Genomic DNA, 16,726 nt, shown 5'->3' with positions numbered 1-16,726 from the left:
TCTGGGCCGAAACAGGGAAGGGAGTATGCCCGTGAAATTGAAGAACCCGCATTTCAGGGCGCCAACGGACGCAAACCAGCGCAAGGGAATCCCTCCGGTCATCTGCTATTCGCCAGATACGTTGCCGCAGCCTGATTTGGGCGCTCTGAGCGCGCTTAGGCAGCAGGCATCCAAGATTGCCGAGGTGACTGCCGCACCGCGGGACGCGGCCTGCATAGATGTGCCTGCCGGCGCTTTCGTTCGGGTTGTTTCGGTCGATGGCCCACAGGTCGGCGATCTGAATATGTGGAACAAACACGACCTGTCTGAGCGGTTCTATTCCGGCAAAACCCGCGCCCTGCACGGGACACATCTGTCGACCGGAGATCGCATGTGGTCCAGCTTTCCCAACATGCGCCCAATGGCGACCATCGTGGGTGATACGTTGGACTGGTACGGGTTTGACGAATTTGGCGGCTCTGTTCATGACGTGATCGGCACGCGTTGTGATCCCTATACGGGCCGCCTTCTGTCTGGCGACGACTATCACTATTGCTGCCACTCGAACCTGACGCGGGCTCTGGCCAGCCATTGCGACCTGCCGCTTCATGAGGCGGAAATGCATGTGCATGACGTTCTGAATGTGTTCATGTGCACGGGGTTCACGCGCGATACCGGACAGTATTTCATGAAAGCCAGCCCAGTGCGCCCCGGCGATTTTCTGGAATTCTACGCTGAGATTGATCTGATCGTCGGGCTTTCGGCCTGTCCGGGAGGGGACTGTTCGTCCGAGCACTCCTCGGATTCCGCGGCCTGCTATCCGTTGCTGATTGAGGTGTATGATCCGGGGCAAGACGCGCGAGATGCGCATGTCCAGCCCGCACGATCAGCTTATGATCGTTCTCACGGCGCAGGCTAGGCGGTCATTCGACGCCCCAAGCGGTCGAGCATCCGACAGCAAAGCTCAAGCTGTTCAATCTCGACATATTCGTCTGCTTTATGGGCTTGGGTGATTGATCCCGGCCCGCAGACAATTGCCTGAACCCCAAGCTGTTGAAACAGCCCCGCTTCTGTCGCGAATGAAACGACGCCCGTGCCGTTGGCACCGGTCAGCTCGGCCACAAGGTCTCGGGCTGCGTTTTTGTCCATCGGTTCAAGGCCTGCAACTTCGGCGACGGCCTGTTGCGTAATATTGGCGGCGCTGTGCACGGCCTGCATTTCAGGCAGCAACGTGCGTTTGACATAGTCGGACAGAGTGCGCTTGACCAGATCCGCATCGCTGGACTGAACGGGCCGCATTTCCCAAGCAACCTCGGCTTTGCTGGCGATCACATTGTGCGCGACACCACCGGAAATAAGCCCGATATTCACGGTCGTCCAAGGTGGTTCAAACGGGCTGCCGGATGGTGCGCGGGACTTTAGGACTTGCCGCAATTCCAGCAGCTTTCCGATATAGCGGGCTGCATACTCAGCCGCGTTTACTCCGTCATCCGGGGCTGAGCTGTGCCCTTCGAGCCCGATAAAGGACGTGGTGTATTCATAGCAGCCCTTGTGGCCCTCAATCACGCGCATTTCTGTCGGTTCACCTATGATGGCGATATCTGGAACGATGCCACGCTCGGACAGGTCATCCACCAGATTGCGCGCGCCAAGGCACCCGGTTTCCTCGTCATAGGTGAACGAGAAATGCAGCGGTTGGGTCAACTGCTTCGCATCAAGAGTTTCCGCAAAAGCCAAGGCCGCGGCTATGAACCCCTTCATGTCGCAGGTACCGCGCCCATACAGCTTTCCGTCACGCTCGACCATCTGGAACGGATCGCTGGTCCAGTCTTGATCGGCCACGGGAACAACATCCGTATGTCCGGACAAAACAATGCCGCCATCCATCTCTGGCCCAAGCTTGGCAAAGACGTTGGCCTTTGTTCCAGTCGCATCCTGAGTCTGAATACACCGCGCACCCAGTGCCGTAAGAAAGTCGGTCAAATAGTGGATGATCTCAAGATTGCTATCCGCCGAAACCGTTTCAAACGCGATCAAATCGGACAGGATTTCCTTGGTTCTTTGCAATGTCATGGCTTTACGAACAGTTTGCGGGGGCGGTCACAGAAACACTCTGCTGGCCCGGATTCAGTGATCAGGATGGACTCGGTGATCTCAAGCCCCCAGTCATCCATCCAAAGGCCGGGCATGAAATGGAAGGTCATGCCAGGTTCAAGAACGGTTTCATCCTCGGGTCGAAGGGATATGGTGCGCTCGCCCCAATCTGGCGGATAACTGAGGCCAACAGGATAGCCGCACCGCGCGCCGCGTTCGATCCCGGAGCGTTCCAGCGGCGCGGCCAACGCAAGCGCAATATCGCGGGCCTGATTGCCCGCGCGGGCTGCATTCAAGCCTGCTTCGAGCCCCTCAACCAACGCCGCTTCGGCGCGCAGCAGGTGATCAGGTGGCTGACCAAGGAACACCGACCGGCAAAACGGGGTATGATAGCGGCGATAGCAGCCAGAAAGTTCAAAGAACGTGCACTCACCCGATCTGAACGGCGCGCCATCCCACGTTAGGTGGGGTGCCGCCGCGTCTGGCCCCGAAGGAAGCAAGGGCACAATGGCCGCATAGTCACCCCAATTCCCGTCAGCGCCATGAATTGCATCGCTATAAATCTGGGCCACTAATTCGTTTTTTCTAAGCCCCGGTTCCACGCGTTCCAGAACGCCGTCGATGATATGTTCTGAGATACGCGCGGCCTTGCGCATCAAGACAATCTCTTCGTCGGACTTAACCGCGCGTTGCCAATTGATCAGCGCGTTTGCGTCAATCAGTTCGGCGTTGGGAAGCTCTGCCTGAAGGGTCAGGTGGGCCTTGGCCGAATAATAGTAGTTGTCTAATTCGACACCGATACGCCCGTCGGCAAGACCGCAATCTGCAATCAACGCTGCAAGGTCCTGCATCGGGTGACGAACGGTCGACTGAACATATTCGTCCGCATAGCCGCGAATGCGGTCGTTCGTCATCCAGACAGTGCGGCGTGCCCCGTTGGCATCCTGACCTCGACCCCACCAGATCGGATCGGCATCGTGTAAAACCACGACGCCTTGATGCACGTAGAACGACCAGCCCTCATACCCCGTCAGCCACGCCATGTTCGAGGGGTCTTCGACAAACAGCGCGTCCAGGCCAGCCTTTGCCATCGCCGCGCGCGTCTTGGTCATGCGGCGGTCATACTCTGCCTGAGTAAATGCCGGATCAGCGTGGGCCATGGGCTGCTCCTGTCTGGTGTGAAGTCTTGTTGACAGAACTTGACGAAATCGGTCACGTCAATGGGCAACACAGGAAAGGCAGGCAATTGAAGATCTCATCCAACCCGTATCGCGGTGGTCAGAAACTGATCCCAGAGGCGCCATTCCCCTCAACCGACGCCGCGCGAGTTGCGGCCCTGTTGGGTCAGTGCCCCGCAGCCGCTGAAACTCCGCTGACTGAGGTTGGCGGCCTTGCCGGTGTCGCAAATCTCTGGGTGAAGGATGAGCGTGGGCGGATGAACCTTGGGTCGTTCAAGGCGTTGGGCGCGGCATATGTGATTGCGCGCCACGCTGCGGATATCTCCGACGCCCCCGACGATACAACCTTAACCGGGCGGACTTATGTGACCGCCAGCGCGGGCAATCACGGCATGAGTGTTGCGGCTGGTGCGCGGATATTTGGTGCAGATGCAGTGGTGTATATCGCTGAAACTGTGCCCGAAAGCTTTGCGGATCGCTTGCGGTCTCAGAACGCGCGGGTCGTGCGTCAGGGTGTTGATTATGCGGCCAGTATGGAGGCTGCGGCGCAGGCCGCTCGGGATAATGGCTGGACGTTGCTGTCTGACAGTTCCTGGCCCGGCTACTATGAACTGCCGCATATCCTGATGGAAGGCTACCTGCAAATGGCGGCCGAGGCCGTGCGTCAATGCCCACAGGTGCCCACGCATATCTTCTTGCAGGCTGGCGTAGGTGGGTTGGCAGGGGCCGTCGCCGCCTATGCCCGCCATGTATGGAAAGATGCTCCTCAGATTGTCGTGGTCGAGCCCGAGGCCGCGCCCGCTTTGCAGGCCAGTATCGAGGCGGGCGCGTGTGTCTTCGCCGATGGGCCAGACAGCGTAATGGGCCGCCTTGACTGTAAAGAGCCGTCGCTGATTGCGCTGAATGGTCTGGCACGAGACGCGGATATGTTTCTGACGCTCTCGGATGAAGAAGTTCTGCGTTATCTGCCGGCAATGGCCAAGGCAGGCATCGCAACAACGGCGTCTGGCGGAGCAGGGATCGCGGCGGTTATGAATGCTGGCCTGCGCACTGAATTGGGTATTGGCCCCGAGGCGCGGGTTCTATGCTTTTTGTCCGAGATCGCCGAATGAAGGGGTTTGAGGATACCGAATTCGCGGCACGCACCGAACGTGCCCAGCGTTTGATGAGCGAGCATGGGCTTTCGGCATTGCTGCTAACCACCGAGCCCGAAGTGCGCTATTTCACAGGTTACTTGACCCGGTTCTGGGAAAGTCCGACGCGCCCTTGGTTTCTGATCGTGCCTGCATCTGGCAGACCCATTGCCGTCATTCCTTCGATTGGCGCGGCGCTGATGGGACAAACGTGGATTGATGATATCCGTACGTGGAGCTCGCCGGATCTAAGCGATGATGGGATCAACCTGCTGGCAGACACACTACGAGAGGTGACTCAGCCTGGTTCCCGTATCGGATTACCAGACGGGCACGAAACACATATCCGAATGCCCCTGGCCGATTTATATCGCCTGAAACAGTTGGCGGACGATCGCGTATTTGCAGGCGACGCGGGTATTTTGCGCAGGCTCCGAATGGTGAAATCCGAAGCCGAGGTTGCAAAGATCGAAGCGGCTTGTACCATCGCGGGCCGTGCCTTCGCGCGTGTCCCAGAAATTGCGGGAGCCGGTGTCACGGTTGCCTCTGTTTTTCGCCACTTTCAGATGTTGTGTTTGGAAGAAGGGGCGGATTGGGTGCCTTACCTCGCCGGAGGCGCGGAACAGGGCGGGTATGCAGACGTGATTTCACCAGCCCGAGATACCGCTATGGCACCCGGAGATGTTCTGATGTTGGACACGGGATTGGTTTGGGACGGCTATTTTTGCGATTATGACCGCAACTGGTCGATCGGTCCGGCCACGGCAGGTGTCAAATCGGCATATGCAACCTTGATTGAGGCGACTGATGCCGCGTTTGAAGTCGCCCGTGCAGGCGCGCGTGCGTGCGATTTGTATCAGGCGATGAACTCTGTTCTGTCACGCCAAAGCGGGGACACCGGGGCAGGTCGGTTGGGGCATGGGCTTGGAATGTCACTGACAGAGTGGCCGTCGCTCATACCCGGCGATGAAACAGTTCTTGAGGCTGGTATGGTACTGACGCTTGAACCCGGCATCGCAGTTGGTGACAAAATTCTGGTTCACGAGGAAAACATAGTTATCACCGAAGACGCGCCGCAGTTTATCAGTCCTAAGTCTGGGACGGAGTTGATTGAGATATGAGTTACTTACCATACACTCTTGATGCAGATGACCCATCCGTCAGTCCGCTTGGATTGATTGTCCTGCAAACAGACGAAACAATCGAGCCCGAGTTCAGCGCCTATTTCGCGGATCGCAGCGTTCCGCTTTACGTATCAAGGATTCCAAGCGGGGCCGAAGTCACGACGGACACCCTGTCAGAAATGGAGAAATCATTGCCTGCGGCTGCGGACCTGTTGCCAAAAATCCGGCCGTACAAGGTTGTGGGATATGGCTGCACCTCAGCCAGTTCTGTGATTGGCTCAGATCAGGTTGAACGGATGGTTCAGCGCACATGTGACGTTGCAACCGTCACGAATCCTTTGCGCGCAGCTTCGGCCTGTGCCGCAGAACTTGAGGTTTCGAAATTCGCGCTTTTGTCCCCATATATCGAAGAAGTGAACGAACCTCTTCGACATGCTTTCTCTCAAAATGGGATTTCGATGGATGTTTTTGGCTCTTTTGGGGAGGCAGAGGAATCCAAAGTCGTGCGGATATCCCAACGATCCGTCACCGATGCCGCCATCCGGCTGGGTTCTGATTCGGCGGTCGAAGCTGTTTTCATAAGTTGCACGAATCTCAGAACTTTTGACGCGATCCCGGAAATCGAAAAACAGCTTGGTAAGCCCGTGCTTTCCAGCAATCAGAGCCTTGCCTGGCACATGCGGCACCTGAATTCCGCCTGAATATCAGGCGCGTGCCAATTTCTTTGTCATTCTCTAGACATATTTTGGTTGCGCGACGCGTCCCGCTTGTCCTTAAATGGGCCGGACAGGTCTTTGAGATCCGGATGAACCGGGCAACCAAGGACGGCACAGGGGAGCCAAGTTGGTAATGACTAATGACGCAGCGTTCGTCGAATTTCAGCGTGTCCAGAAATCTTATGATGGCGAAATACTCGTTGTAAAAGATTTAAATCTTTCAATGCCAAAGGGGGAATTCCTCACGATGCTGGGCCCGTCGGGTTCCGGCAAAACGACGTGTTTGATGATGCTTGCCGGTTTTGAAACGGCAACGCATGGCGAGATCATGTTGGACGGGCGACCGATCAACAACATCCCACCGCATAAGCGCGGCATTGGCATGGTTTTCCAAAACTATGCGCTGTTCCCGCACATGACTGTCGCCGAGAACCTATCGTTCCCGCTTGAGGTTCGGAAGATTTGCAAGGATGAGCGCGAAGAAAAGGTCAAACGCGCTTTGGATATGGTTCAGATGGGCGCCTTTGGCAGTCGTCGCCCTGCGCAATTGTCGGGTGGCCAACAGCAGCGTATCGCTCTTGCGCGTGCCTTGGTGTTCGAGCCTGAGCTTGTCTTGATGGACGAACCGCTGGGGGCCTTGGACAAGCAACTGCGTGAGCATATGCAGTTCGAAATCACACGTCTGGCTCATGAGTTGGGGATCACAACTGTTTACGTGACCCACGATCAGACCGAAGCCCTGACAATGTCGGATCGTGTCGCCGTGTTTGACGACGGACGCATTCAGCAACTTGCGCCGCCGGATCTGCTGTACGAAGAGCCGGAAAACAGTTTTGTTGCCCAGTTCATTGGGGAAAACAACACGTTGGAAGGTGTTGTTAAATCTATTGATGGCGACTCGTGCGTGGTCACACTTGACGATGGTTCTGAAATTGACGCCAAGCCAGTGAACGTCACCAAGGCAGGTGAGCGGACCAAGGTGTCGATCCGGCCTGAACGTGTTGAATTCAACAAGGATCGCCTGCACGCCGATGCCCACACTCTGAAGGCAACGGTGAAGGAGTTCATCTATATGGGTGACGTGTTCCGTTTCCGCCTGTCAGTGGCGGGCAATGATGACTTCATCATCAAGACCCGGAACGCACCTGACGCCATCAGGCTGTCCCCCGGCCAAGAGGTCGAGATCGGCTGGCTGGCGCATGATTGCCGGGCGCTTGACGCCTGAGGCATGAATACCCCGCCGTTGCGGGGCAAGAGTTGGCCGGGTTGCCCCGTGACCCGGTCTCAAAATCTAAATTTAACGGGTATAACAGGGAGTTAAACATGAAAGTTAAAACCACTCTGATGGCAAGCGCAGTTGCTGCCGTTGCCGGTGGCGCGATGGCCGAAGAGATGACCATCGTCTCCTGGGGCGGCGCGTATTCCAAGTCGCAGCTCAAAGCGTATCACGAACCCTATTCGGAAAAGACCGGCGTCACCATCCTGAATGATGACAGCTCGGCCGAGGCCGTTGCAAAGCTGCGCGCGATGAATGAAGCGGGCAACATCACTTGGGATGTGGTGGACGTTGTTGCCGCGGACGCGATCCGTCTGTGCGATGAAGGTCTGGCGCTTGAAATCGACTTTGACAGCCAACTTGCCGCTGCACCGGACGGGACACCGGCGTCCGAAGATTTCGGCGATCTTCTGGTTAGCGACTGCTTTATTCCGCAGATCGTGTATTCGACTACATTCGGCTATCGCACCGATCTGGTAGGCGATAACCCTCCGACCGAGATCTGCGCCGTTTTCGATCTGGAGAACTATCCGGGCAAGCGCTCGCTTGAAAAGCGTCCGATCAACAACATGGAATGGGCGCTACTGTGTGACGGCGTGGCCAAGGAAGACGTTTATGATGTTCTGGCAACACCGGAAGGTCAGGATCAGGCGCTGGCCAAGCTGGGTACCATCAAGGACAACGTTGTTTGGTGGTCTGCCGGTGCCGACACGCCGCAGTTGTTGGCCGACGGCGAAGTCATCATGGGCTCGACCTATAACGGTCGTCTGTTCAGCGTGATCGAAGAGCAGAAACAGCCCGTCGCAATGCTGTGGGACGCGCAGGTGTTCGATCTGGACGGCTGGATCATCCCCGCCGGTCTGAGCGAAGAGCGTCAGCAGCGCGCGTTGGACTACATCATGTTCGCAACCGACACGCAGCGTCTGGCGGATCAGGCCAAGTACATCTCGTACGGTCCGGCCCGTGCGTCTTCGGCGCCGCTGGTGGGTCAGCACGCCGATCTGGGTATCGACATGGCGCCGCACATGCCGACCGATCCGGAGAACGCCAAGAACACGTTCCTGTACAACTACGAGTTCTGGGCTGACTACCGCGACGACATCGACGCCAAGTTCCAGGCGTGGTTGGCGCAATAAGCCTGCTTTAAGTCATTGGTCGGGGCCGCCATTGGCCCCGATCCACCAAGAAAGACCAAGGGACGCAGATGACTGACGCAACTCAATCCGGTCCGATGCTGGCCGCCGATGGCACGCCGCTGAAGAAATCTCTGGCGCGGTCTTTGCGCCGCCGCAAGCTGAGGGCACTGGCCCTGATTGCGCCGCTGCTGCTGTTTGTCCTGCTTTCCTTTGTGATTCCGATCATGTCTATGCTGTTCCGCTCGGTCGAAAACAGCATCGTGGCCGACACGCTGCCTTTGACTGTGGTCGAATTACGAAATTGGGATGCCGACAGCGGTGAACTTCCGGATGAGGCGCTTTATGCGGCCTTCACCAAGGACATGATCACCGCGATCGACGAGAAAACGCACACCCGTCTGGGCTCGCGTTTGAACTATGAACAAACGGGTATGTCTTCGATGTTCCGCCGGTCTGGTCGTCAGATCAAAAAGTTGGATCCGGAAACAGACGGCCCGTTCAAAGACAAGCTGATTGATATTCACGATGGCTGGGGGGATGTTGAGACTTGGCGCACGATCAAGACGCACGCGGTTCCCATCACTAACGGCTATTTCCTGAATGCAATCGACATGCGCCGCACCCCCGAAGGCGCGCAGGCGCAACCTGAAGATAAGCAAATTCTGATCAAGCTGTTTGGCCGCACGCTGATGATGTCGCTGATTATTACGGCGTCTTGTATCCTGCTGGCTTACCCAGTGTCCTATCTGTTGGCGACGCTGCCGATGCGTGTGTCGAACCTGTTGATGATACTTGTGTTGTTACCTTTCTGGACGTCACTTCTGGTGCGAACCTCGGCGTGGAAGGTGATGTTGCAACAGCAGGGCGTGATCAACGAAACGCTGGTCTGGCTGGGGCTGGTGGCTGATGATGCGCGATTGGTGATCATCAACAACCAATTCGGGACGATCATTGCGATGACGCATATCCTGCTGCCGTTTATGATCTTGCCGATGTATTCGGTGATGCAGACCATTCCAGACTCCTACACACGCGCGGCAAAATCCATGGGCGCGACCAACTGGACGACTTTCTGGCGCATCTACTTCCCGCAATCCATTCCAGGCATCGGCGCAGGGTCGATCCTCGTGTTCATCCTCGCAATCGGCTACTACATCACTCCCGAGATCGTGGGCGGCACTAAGGGTGTCTTCATCTCGAACCGGATCGCTTATCACATCTCGTCCTCGTTGAACTGGGGGCTGGCGGCGGCCTTGGGTACGATCCTGCTGGCGGTCGTTCTGTTACTCTACTGGTGCTATGACAAGATCGTGGGCATCGACAACGTGAAGCTGGGATAAAGACGATGGCAGCACTTACACCTATATCCCGCAAGCCCATGTCGGTGGTTCTGCCCGCGGTGGCCATTGCCGGAGGTTTCCTTGGCATGTTCGTCGGGGCCGGGCAGGGCAGCGTCCTGCTGGGGATTTTGATCGGAGCCGCGCTTATGGCGGGGCTGGCCTGGGTCTATATGAACGTTCTGGACAATGAGAGCGTGGCTCGGTGGATCACGATACTAGGGCTGGGCGGGCTTGGCTTGCTGTTTGCCGGTGTTACCGGGCTGATTGTCGGGCTGCTGGCCGGATGGTTCTTCGCCTTCTTCATCTTCTGGCTTTATGAAGGCCGTTACCGGCAGAAACTGCTGCCGTATATGACCGGTCAACAGGTGTTCTGGCACTATACGTTCCGTGTGATCTGTGGTGCGATCTTCGTGTTCCTGATCACGCCGATCCTTGTGGTCCTGCCGCTGTCGTTCAACGCGCAGGATTTCTTCACCTTCACGCCCGAGATGCTGAGGCTGGACCCTGAAGGATATTCGCTGAAGCACTACCGCGACTTCTTCACCAATAATGAATGGCAGCGCAGCTTCAAAAACTCGCTGATCATCGCGCCGATTGCGACGTTCATTTCGGTTTCGCTGGGTACTTTGGCGGCCATCGGCCTCAGCCAGAGTCATGTTCCCGGGCGGCGTGCGATTATGGGTATCCTGATCTCACCCATGATCGTGCCGCTGATCATCTCGGCCACTGGTATGTTCTTTTTCTACAGCGATATTGGCCGGTTCCTTGAAGGCACATTGGGAATGGACAAGAACTTTGTGGGCTATGTGAAGGTCATTCTTGCCCACGCGGTTCTGGGTATTCCGTTTGTGATCATCACCGTGACGGCGACTCTGGTCGGGTTTGACCAGTCACTGACGCGGGCAGCGGCAAATATGGGGGCAGGGCCGGTGCGGACCTTCTTCAAGATCCAGATGCCGCTGATCCTGCCGGGTGTGATCTCGGGCGGATTGTTCGCCTTTATCACCTCGTTTGACGAGGTGGTTGTGGTGCTGTTCGTCGGCTCGGCCAGCCAGAAGACGCTGCCGTGGCAGATGTTCACCGGCCTGCGCGAACAGATCAGCCCGACCATTCTGGCGGTGGCGACGATCCTTGTGGTGATCTCAATCGCGCTGCTGACCACGGTTGAATTGCTGCGCCGCCGGTCCGAGCGTCTGCGGGGACTTTCCCCCGCTTGACGCACGCCGCGGCGTGATTTAGCCATTGCGATATGTAGCCCGGTCACGATGGCGTCGTGACAGTCAAACGGGCGCATGGCTCTCGGTTCCCGAGGCCGCTTGTCCTGAACGCCGGGACTTGTGGCCGGGCACCCTTCGTCCGGCATTGCAGGAGAGAGCATGATGACAGATCTGACAAACCGCCCCGAGTTCTTCACCAGCCACAATGGCGACAAGGCCCCGCTGCCGTTCAGCAAGGCAGAATACGCCCGCCGCCTGTCGGGCCTGCGCGCCATGATGGCCGCGCGGGATATACCGGCGGTGTTACTGACCTCGATGCACAATATCGCCTATTACTCGGGCTTTCTGTATTGCGCCTTTGGCCGTCCTTACGGCTGTGTTGTGACGCAGGACGCGTGTACGACGGTTTCGGCCAATATCGACGCGGGCCAGCCTTGGCGACGCTCGGTCGAGGAAAACGTCATCTACACCGACTGGAAACGCGACAATTACTGGCGCGCGGTGGCCGACCTGATCGGTGGTGCTAAGCGGATCGGTATTGAAGGCGACCACATGACACTGGCCGCACGCGACACGGCGCTTGCAATGCTGGGACAGCCCGAGTTGGTGGATGTAGCCGGTGATACGATGGCGGCCCGGATGGTGAAATCCGCAGAAGAGATAGAACTGATCAAGGGTGGGGCCCGCACCGCAGATGTGGGCGGTGCCGCTATCCACGCCGCGATCCGCGAAGGCGCGACTGAGATCGAGATCGCTATGGCCGGGCGTGACGCGATGGAGGCTGAGATTGCCCGCGCATACCCGGATGCCGAATACCGCGACACCTGGGTCTGGTTCCAGTCTGGCCTGAACACTGATGGCGCGCATAACCCCGTAACCAAGCGGGCCCTGCAAAAGGGCGATATCCTGTCGCTGAACACCTTCCCGATGATCTCGGGCTATTACACCGCGTTGGAGCGTACGCTGTTCCTGGGCGAGCCAGACGCTGACAGCCTGCGCATCTGGAAGGCCAACGTCGCCGCGCACGAATTGGGCCTAAGCCTGATTAAACCCGGCGCGACCTGTTCGGGCATCACCGCCGAGATCAACCGGTTCTTCGCTGATGAGGGCCTGCTGCAATACCGGTCGTTCGGCTATGGCCACTCGTTCGGCGTCCTCAGCCACTACTATGGGCGCGAAGCGGGGCTGGAGCTGCGCGAGGATATCGACACGGTGCTGGAGCCGGGCATGGTCGTGTCAATCGAGCCGATGCTGTGGATTCCCGAAGGTCAGCCCGGCGCGGGTGGTTATCGTGAGCATGACATTCTGGTTGTCGGCGATGACGGAGCCGAGAACATCACCGGCTTCCCCTATGGGCCGGAACACAACACGATCAACTGACACAAAGGGCAAGAGGGGCGTTTAGCCCCTCTTGCCACGTTCGTGAAAAATGAAGCCGATGAAATTCAGCAACACCTGCGCGGCTAGAATTTGTGTGCTTTCGGTTGGGTCGTAATTCGGCGCGACTTCGACCAGATCAATGCCTACCACATCGCCGCGTTGCGCCAGACCTTGCAGGATTTCCAGCACGTCATAATACAGAAAACCCCCGTGGCTGGGCGTGCCGGTGCCTGACGCAATCGAAGGGCAAAAAGCGTCGATATCAATCGTCACATAATACCGCGCGCCCTCAGGGATGCGGGCCAATACGCCCTCGGTTCCCAGTTTGCGGACCTGCCGCACCGACAGAATGTCTGAGCCACGGGCGCGGGCATCCTCGTAGCCTTCTTTCGCGGTCGAGGACACGTTGCGAATGCCCAACTGGGTCATGCCCGAGACATAGTCTTTCTCGATCGCGCGCCGCATCGGGTTGCCGTGCCCGGCAGTGACACCATGGCGTTCATCAACGAAATCCAGATGCGCGTCGATCTGGACCACATGGATAGGACCATTCTCGGCACAATTCGCGGCAAATGCGTTGATGCAAGGGATATTGACCGAGTGATCGCCGCCAATGGTGACAGGTAGGGCCCCTGCGTTCAGGATTTTCCGCACTCCGAACTGGATGTTGGCGTGGCTTTCCTCGGTCTTGGTGTGGATGATGTCGGCGTCCCCGATATCAACCATGCGGACCGAGCTATCCAGATAGGTCGCGTCATCTTCGTGATCATAGGCCCCCGCGTGACCAAACCTGAACAAGGTCGACGCCTCGCGCACGGCACGCGGCCCGAACCGAGCGCCCGACCGCCACTGGGTGCCGAAATCGAACGGAGCGCCAAGAACGGCCACGTCTGCGTCTATCTGATCCCAGTCCTCGACATAGGGTGATTTGCCGAAGGTTGATATGCCTACGAAAGGTAGGTTGAGGCGTCCGCTGGAATACCCATGTGATGACATAGCTGAAGACCTGTTTCTTGTTTTCAAATCAAAACTTAGCCGGGTTCTTGGTCGGTGGATAGATCATCCAGATGAAGTTGGCGGTTGAATGTCCCCGCCGCCGGTGTCTATCTGACGGGGCGACTGGAAAGGAAATGCCGTGAGTGATCACGAACTGCCCCCGGAAACGGGTATTTTCTATATCAACTTGGACCGTGTCCCCGCACGGCGTGACTTTATGGAAGGGCAGTTTACCGCTGCAGGCGTGGCCGGTGCCGCACGGTTCAGCGCAGTCGATGGTCAGGTGCCGGGCGCCTTGGACAATAACGGCTATGTGCCGGGTGCAGGCAGCCGCTGGGGGCTGAAGCAAAGTGAAATTGCGTGCTTTGAAAGCCACCGTGCGGTTTGGCAGGATGCGTTGGATCGCGGCCTTCAGTCGGTTGCAATATTTGAAGATGACGTGGAATTGTCTGCGGAAACGGGCAAGACAGTCTCGACCTTGCTGAGTAATCCGGCTGAGTACGATATGGTCAAGCTCGATTATTCCCCAAGGTCAATGAGGTTTGGAGAAGTAGGCCACATTTCGGACGTTCCGGTCAGACCTATGCTTGAGATGGCTCCTAGCTCAGCCGCTTATATTGTGACTCAAACCGCGTGTCGGAAGCTTCTTTCCTGGTCCGAGCAGTATTCAGACCATCTGGATGACTTCATTTCCTATCCGCGTACAGATTGGCGCATGTATCAGTGTTTTCCCGCCGTGGGCGTTCAGATGATCTGGTCAAAGCAACAGGATCAGACAGATGAAGAAGTAAAGGTCAGTGAGCGGTCGATAGACACCAAAACGAATACCGGTCTGGATAAAGGACCAAGCTGGTTCCGCATTCGGCGTGAACTTCGCGCGGCTCAGAGGAAATTGTACTGGCGGGTGGGCGGTGAAAAGCGATTGTTGGAGCAGGGCGGTTACGTCGGATTTATCCCCTGCGCAAAGGATCTAAAGGTGTAAGCGCGCAACGATTGCAGCGTCATTTGCACCGAACGTGGTCATTTGCCCTATAAGCGTTAACAAAACTACCATTTTGATATAACCTCGCGGTGTTGTTTCCAATTGGCACTTGGGTTTTTGGTATGAGTCAGACGATTTATGAACGCTATGGCGGCTTCAAAACGATCAGCCGGATCGTGATGACGTTCTACGAGATGGCTTTGGATTCCGACCAGATCGGAGATCATTTCGAAGACATTGACATGCCTCGCCTGATTGATCACCAAACCAAGTTTGTTTCTTCGCTTGTGGGCGGCCCGGCGTCGTTCAGCGATGACAGGATCGAGGCCGTTCATCGACACCTGAATATTTCTCATGCTGATTTTGACGAAATGGCGGATTTGTTCGGCCAGGCTTTGGAAATGCACGGTATGGAGGACGCTCATATCAAGATCGCGCTGAATGCCATTGAATCCAAGCGCGCAATCATCGTGACGCGCAACGCAGCATGAGCATTCTGGCGATAAATGAACAATTGCTGCGGGCAATTGGAGTGGGGATTGCCGTTGTGCGGGCCTCGGACCTTGGGTTTGTATTCTATAATGGTCCCTTTTCCGAATGGTTCGGAGCACCGTCCGAAGGGCAGACATTGCTGGATATGTTCCCCGATCTGGACCCGCGCGAGTTGGATGACGTCAAACAATCGGGTCTGCGCTACTCGGTCGAAATGCAGATCAAACCAAAGCGTCGGACTCTGGTCTTTGCGATGGCCGTGTCTCTGGCAAATGGTTCGGAAGAGCAGTTGCTGGTTGTTGAATACCAGAACATCACGCGCATCCGCGAGTTGGAGAGTATGATCGACAGCTACTCGACAATGGTCGAGCGTAACACACGTGAACTAGAGCGTGAAAAAGAGCGTGTCGAGCGTCTGTTGCTGAACCTGATGCCGCGCGCGGTGTATGAGGAGTTCAAGACCTTCGGCGTTGTCACGCCGCAGCTTTATGATCAGGTTTCAGTGGTCATGCTGGATTTCGTCGGTTTCACGGATTTCGCTGCGAAAACAGATCCCACAGTCACGTTGAGCGAGTTGAACGACATTTTCACGGCCTTTGACCGGATCGTCGAGCAATTCGGATGCGAGCGGATCAAAACAATCGGGGACGCCTACCTTGCCGTGTCCGGGATGCCGGACGCAACCCCGGATCACGCGACGGCGGTTGCGCATTGTGCGGTCAGATTCCTGCGTTATCTGGAAAGGCGCAACGAAAGCCACCCTCATAAATGGCAGGCCCGCATCGGGCTTGGAATGGGGCCTGCAGTGGGCTCTGTTGTCGGGATTCAGAAATATGTCTACGACGTGTTTGGACCGGCGGTGAACATCGCCTCGCGGCTGCAAGTCTTTGCTAACCCTATGAATATTGTCGCCCCTGAAGACATGAAATACGCCCTGATTGATGAATTCCAGGTTTCGGAGTTAGGACGTGTGGACATCAAGGGGATGGGGGAGATGGATCTGATCAATGTAACCTCTGGCCTTAGCTTGCCGCAGCCAAGGTCAGTGTTCTGATCAATCGTCTTGCGGCACCAATCCCAAACCCCTGAGATAAATGCCAATACCCGACTCCAGTAAGTCTTCGGGAGGGAAGGGCGATGTTGCACCGGTGTTTCTTGCATAAAGTTCCACGACACCGTGGCTCATGGCCCAAATATGGGCGCTGAACATGGAGGCTGGAGGGCGTTTTTCAGGTGGTATGTGCTGCGACAAGTCCGCTGCGGCCTTTTCCAATACGCTTTTTGCCCGGTTGGCAGCCAAGGAAAGTTCAGGCGTGCGGTTGATGGAAACGCCACTTTCGAACATCGCGATGTAATGGCCCGGGTGCTTGCGCGCAAATGCAAGATAGGCGCGCCCCGTTGCTTCGAACGCAGCAAGTGCCGACGGTTGCCCCTTGTCATAGGCATATTGCATGAGGTCCGCAAACATCTCGAACCCTTGTCTGGCTGCTTCGGCAATCAGGTCTTCACGGCCCTGAAAGTGCCGGTAGACCGCCGCTGGCGTCACCCCGGCGGTTTTGGCGGCCTCAGACAGGGTAAAACCCGTTGGGCCCTTTTCCTCGATCAGGGATAAAGCGGCCTCGATCAGGGCTTGTTTGAGGTTGCCGTGGTGATAGCCGCGTTTCGTCATCCCTGGGTCAGGTG

16 protein-coding genes are annotated in these 16,726 nt (G+C 56.9%); 12 read left to right on the top strand and 4 right to left on the bottom strand.

Translation table 11 applies throughout. The features are described from left to right. The first annotated feature begins 25 nt into the window (after positions 1-25). Positions 26-898: a DUF1989 domain-containing protein gene (locus GOV88_RS01830; protein ID WP_171239357.1), complete on the top strand. Its 873-nt coding sequence runs from the start codon at positions 26-28 to the stop codon at positions 896-898. Here GOV88_RS01830 and argE read toward each other — a convergent pair. Together argE and GOV88_RS01820 are read right to left on the bottom strand one after the other, a co-directional pair. Then, the gene (gene argE, locus GOV88_RS01825) at positions 895-2,052 is read right to left on the bottom strand and encodes an acetylornithine deacetylase (protein WP_171239356.1); all 1,158 of its coding nucleotides are present in this window, start codon (positions 2,050-2,052) and stop codon (positions 895-897) included. The genes GOV88_RS01830 and argE overlap by 4 nt on opposite strands. Continuing rightward, positions 2,049-3,233 (bottom strand): M24 family metallopeptidase, encoded by a 1,185-nt coding sequence (locus tag GOV88_RS01820; RefSeq protein WP_171123106.1) that lies wholly within the window; start codon positions 3,231-3,233, stop codon positions 2,049-2,051. Before GOV88_RS01820 ends, argE begins: the two co-directional genes overlap by 4 nt. Before the next feature lie 86 nt (positions 3,234-3,319). Between GOV88_RS01820 and GOV88_RS01815 the strand changes: the two genes are divergently transcribed. From GOV88_RS01815 to GOV88_RS01780, 8 genes are all read left to right on the top strand, one after another. After that, on the top strand, positions 3,320-4,363 hold the full coding sequence (locus GOV88_RS01815) for a pyridoxal-phosphate dependent enzyme (RefSeq protein ID WP_171123586.1): 1,044 nt from the start codon (positions 3,320-3,322) through the stop codon (positions 4,361-4,363). Then, positions 4,360-5,505, top strand: coding sequence for a Xaa-Pro peptidase family protein (locus GOV88_RS01810; RefSeq protein WP_171239355.1), 1,146 nt, complete (start codon positions 4,360-4,362; stop codon positions 5,503-5,505). The genes GOV88_RS01815 and GOV88_RS01810 overlap by 4 nt, the downstream gene beginning before the upstream one ends. Next, on the top strand, positions 5,502-6,209 hold the full coding sequence (locus GOV88_RS01805) for an aspartate/glutamate racemase family protein (protein ID WP_171239354.1): 708 nt from the start codon (positions 5,502-5,504) through the stop codon (positions 6,207-6,209). The genes GOV88_RS01810 and GOV88_RS01805 overlap by 4 nt, the downstream gene beginning before the upstream one ends. Before the next feature lie 148 nt (positions 6,210-6,357). Beyond that, on the top strand, positions 6,358-7,449 hold the full coding sequence (locus GOV88_RS01800) for an ABC transporter ATP-binding protein (RefSeq protein ID WP_171239353.1): 1,092 nt from the start codon (positions 6,358-6,360) through the stop codon (positions 7,447-7,449). Positions 7,450-7,547: 98 nt separating this feature from the next. Then, a complete protein-coding gene (locus tag GOV88_RS01795) occupies positions 7,548-8,636 on the top strand; it encodes an extracellular solute-binding protein (RefSeq protein WP_171121247.1) in 1,089 nt (362 codons plus the stop codon). Between the two features lie 68 nt (positions 8,637-8,704). Next, positions 8,705-9,976 (top strand): ABC transporter permease, encoded by a 1,272-nt coding sequence (locus GOV88_RS01790; RefSeq protein WP_170649476.1) that lies wholly within the window; start codon positions 8,705-8,707, stop codon positions 9,974-9,976. Between the two features lie 5 nt (positions 9,977-9,981). Then, positions 9,982-11,193, top strand: coding sequence for an ABC transporter permease (locus tag GOV88_RS01785; protein ID WP_171121249.1), 1,212 nt, complete (start codon positions 9,982-9,984; stop codon positions 11,191-11,193). Between the two features lie 162 nt (positions 11,194-11,355). Continuing rightward, positions 11,356-12,573 carry an aminopeptidase P family protein gene (locus GOV88_RS01780; protein WP_171121250.1) on the top strand — a complete coding sequence of 406 codons (1,218 nt, stop codon included), beginning with the start codon at positions 11,356-11,358 and terminating at the stop codon, positions 12,571-12,573. A gap of 21 nt (positions 12,574-12,594) precedes the next feature. On the opposite strand, the gene speB is transcribed toward GOV88_RS01780, so the two are convergent. After that, entirely contained in the window at positions 12,595-13,569 is a 975-nt protein-coding gene (speB, locus tag GOV88_RS01775) for an agmatinase (RefSeq protein WP_171239352.1), read from the bottom strand. Between the two features lie 139 nt (positions 13,570-13,708). Between speB and GOV88_RS01770 the strand changes: the two genes are divergently transcribed. The 3 genes from GOV88_RS01770 (at position 13,709) to GOV88_RS01760 (ending at position 16,097) form a co-directional block, all read left to right on the top strand. After that, positions 13,709-14,551, top strand: coding sequence for a glycosyltransferase family 25 protein (locus tag GOV88_RS01770; RefSeq protein WP_171239351.1), 843 nt, complete (start codon positions 13,709-13,711; stop codon positions 14,549-14,551). Between the two features lie 122 nt (positions 14,552-14,673). Continuing rightward, entirely contained in the window at positions 14,674-15,042 is a 369-nt protein-coding gene (locus tag GOV88_RS01765; RefSeq protein WP_171121253.1) for a group 1 truncated hemoglobin, read from the top strand. Then, on the top strand, positions 15,039-16,097 hold the full coding sequence (locus GOV88_RS01760; RefSeq protein ID WP_171121254.1) for an adenylate/guanylate cyclase domain-containing protein: 1,059 nt from the start codon (positions 15,039-15,041) through the stop codon (positions 16,095-16,097). The genes GOV88_RS01765 and GOV88_RS01760 overlap by 4 nt, the downstream gene beginning before the upstream one ends. On the opposite strand, the gene GOV88_RS01755 is transcribed toward GOV88_RS01760, so the two are convergent. Further along, positions 16,098-16,712, bottom strand: a complete 615-nt coding sequence (locus tag GOV88_RS01755) for a TetR/AcrR family transcriptional regulator (RefSeq protein ID WP_170384099.1) — start codon at positions 16,710-16,712, stop codon at positions 16,098-16,100. Positions 16,713-16,726 lie beyond the last annotated feature (14 nt).

This window comes from Ruegeria sp. HKCCA5491 (assembly GCF_013034565.1).
Classification (GTDB): domain Bacteria; phylum Pseudomonadota; class Alphaproteobacteria; order Rhodobacterales; family Rhodobacteraceae; genus Ruegeria.
Note: the sequence above shows the minus strand (reverse complement) of the source record. Positions and strands in the feature narration are given on the sequence as shown.

Bases quoted from the DNA above. Each gene is read 5' to 3' on its own strand.
- GOV88_RS01830 (WP_171239357.1), top strand. From the start codon at position 26: ATGCCCGTGAAATTGAAGAACCCGCATTTCAGGGCGCCAACGGACGCA.
- argE (WP_171239356.1), bottom strand. From the start codon at position 2,052: ATGACATTGCAAAGAACCAAGGAAATCCTGTCCGATTTGATCGCGTTT.
- GOV88_RS01820 (WP_171123106.1), bottom strand. From the start codon at position 3,233: ATGGCCCACGCTGATCCGGCATTTACTCAGGCAGAGTATGACCGCCGC.
- GOV88_RS01810 (WP_171239355.1), top strand. From the start codon at position 4,360: ATGAAGGGGTTTGAGGATACCGAATTCGCGGCACGCACCGAACGTGCC.
- GOV88_RS01805 (WP_171239354.1), top strand. From the start codon at position 5,502: ATGAGTTACTTACCATACACTCTTGATGCAGATGACCCATCCGTCAGT.
- GOV88_RS01800 (WP_171239353.1), top strand. From the start codon at position 6,358: ATGACTAATGACGCAGCGTTCGTCGAATTTCAGCGTGTCCAGAAATCT.
- GOV88_RS01795 (WP_171121247.1), top strand. From the start codon at position 7,548: ATGAAAGTTAAAACCACTCTGATGGCAAGCGCAGTTGCTGCCGTTGCC.
- GOV88_RS01790 (WP_170649476.1), top strand. From the start codon at position 8,705: ATGACTGACGCAACTCAATCCGGTCCGATGCTGGCCGCCGATGGCACG.
- GOV88_RS01785 (WP_171121249.1), top strand. From the start codon at position 9,982: ATGGCAGCACTTACACCTATATCCCGCAAGCCCATGTCGGTGGTTCTG.
- GOV88_RS01780 (WP_171121250.1), top strand. From the start codon at position 11,356: ATGACAGATCTGACAAACCGCCCCGAGTTCTTCACCAGCCACAATGGC.
- speB (WP_171239352.1), bottom strand. From the start codon at position 13,569: ATGTCATCACATGGGTATTCCAGCGGACGCCTCAACCTACCTTTCGTA.
- GOV88_RS01765 (WP_171121253.1), top strand. From the start codon at position 14,674: ATGAGTCAGACGATTTATGAACGCTATGGCGGCTTCAAAACGATCAGC.
- GOV88_RS01760 (WP_171121254.1), top strand. From the start codon at position 15,039: ATGAGCATTCTGGCGATAAATGAACAATTGCTGCGGGCAATTGGAGTG.
- GOV88_RS01755 (WP_170384099.1), bottom strand. From the start codon at position 16,712: ATGACGAAACGCGGCTATCACCACGGCAACCTCAAACAAGCCCTGATC.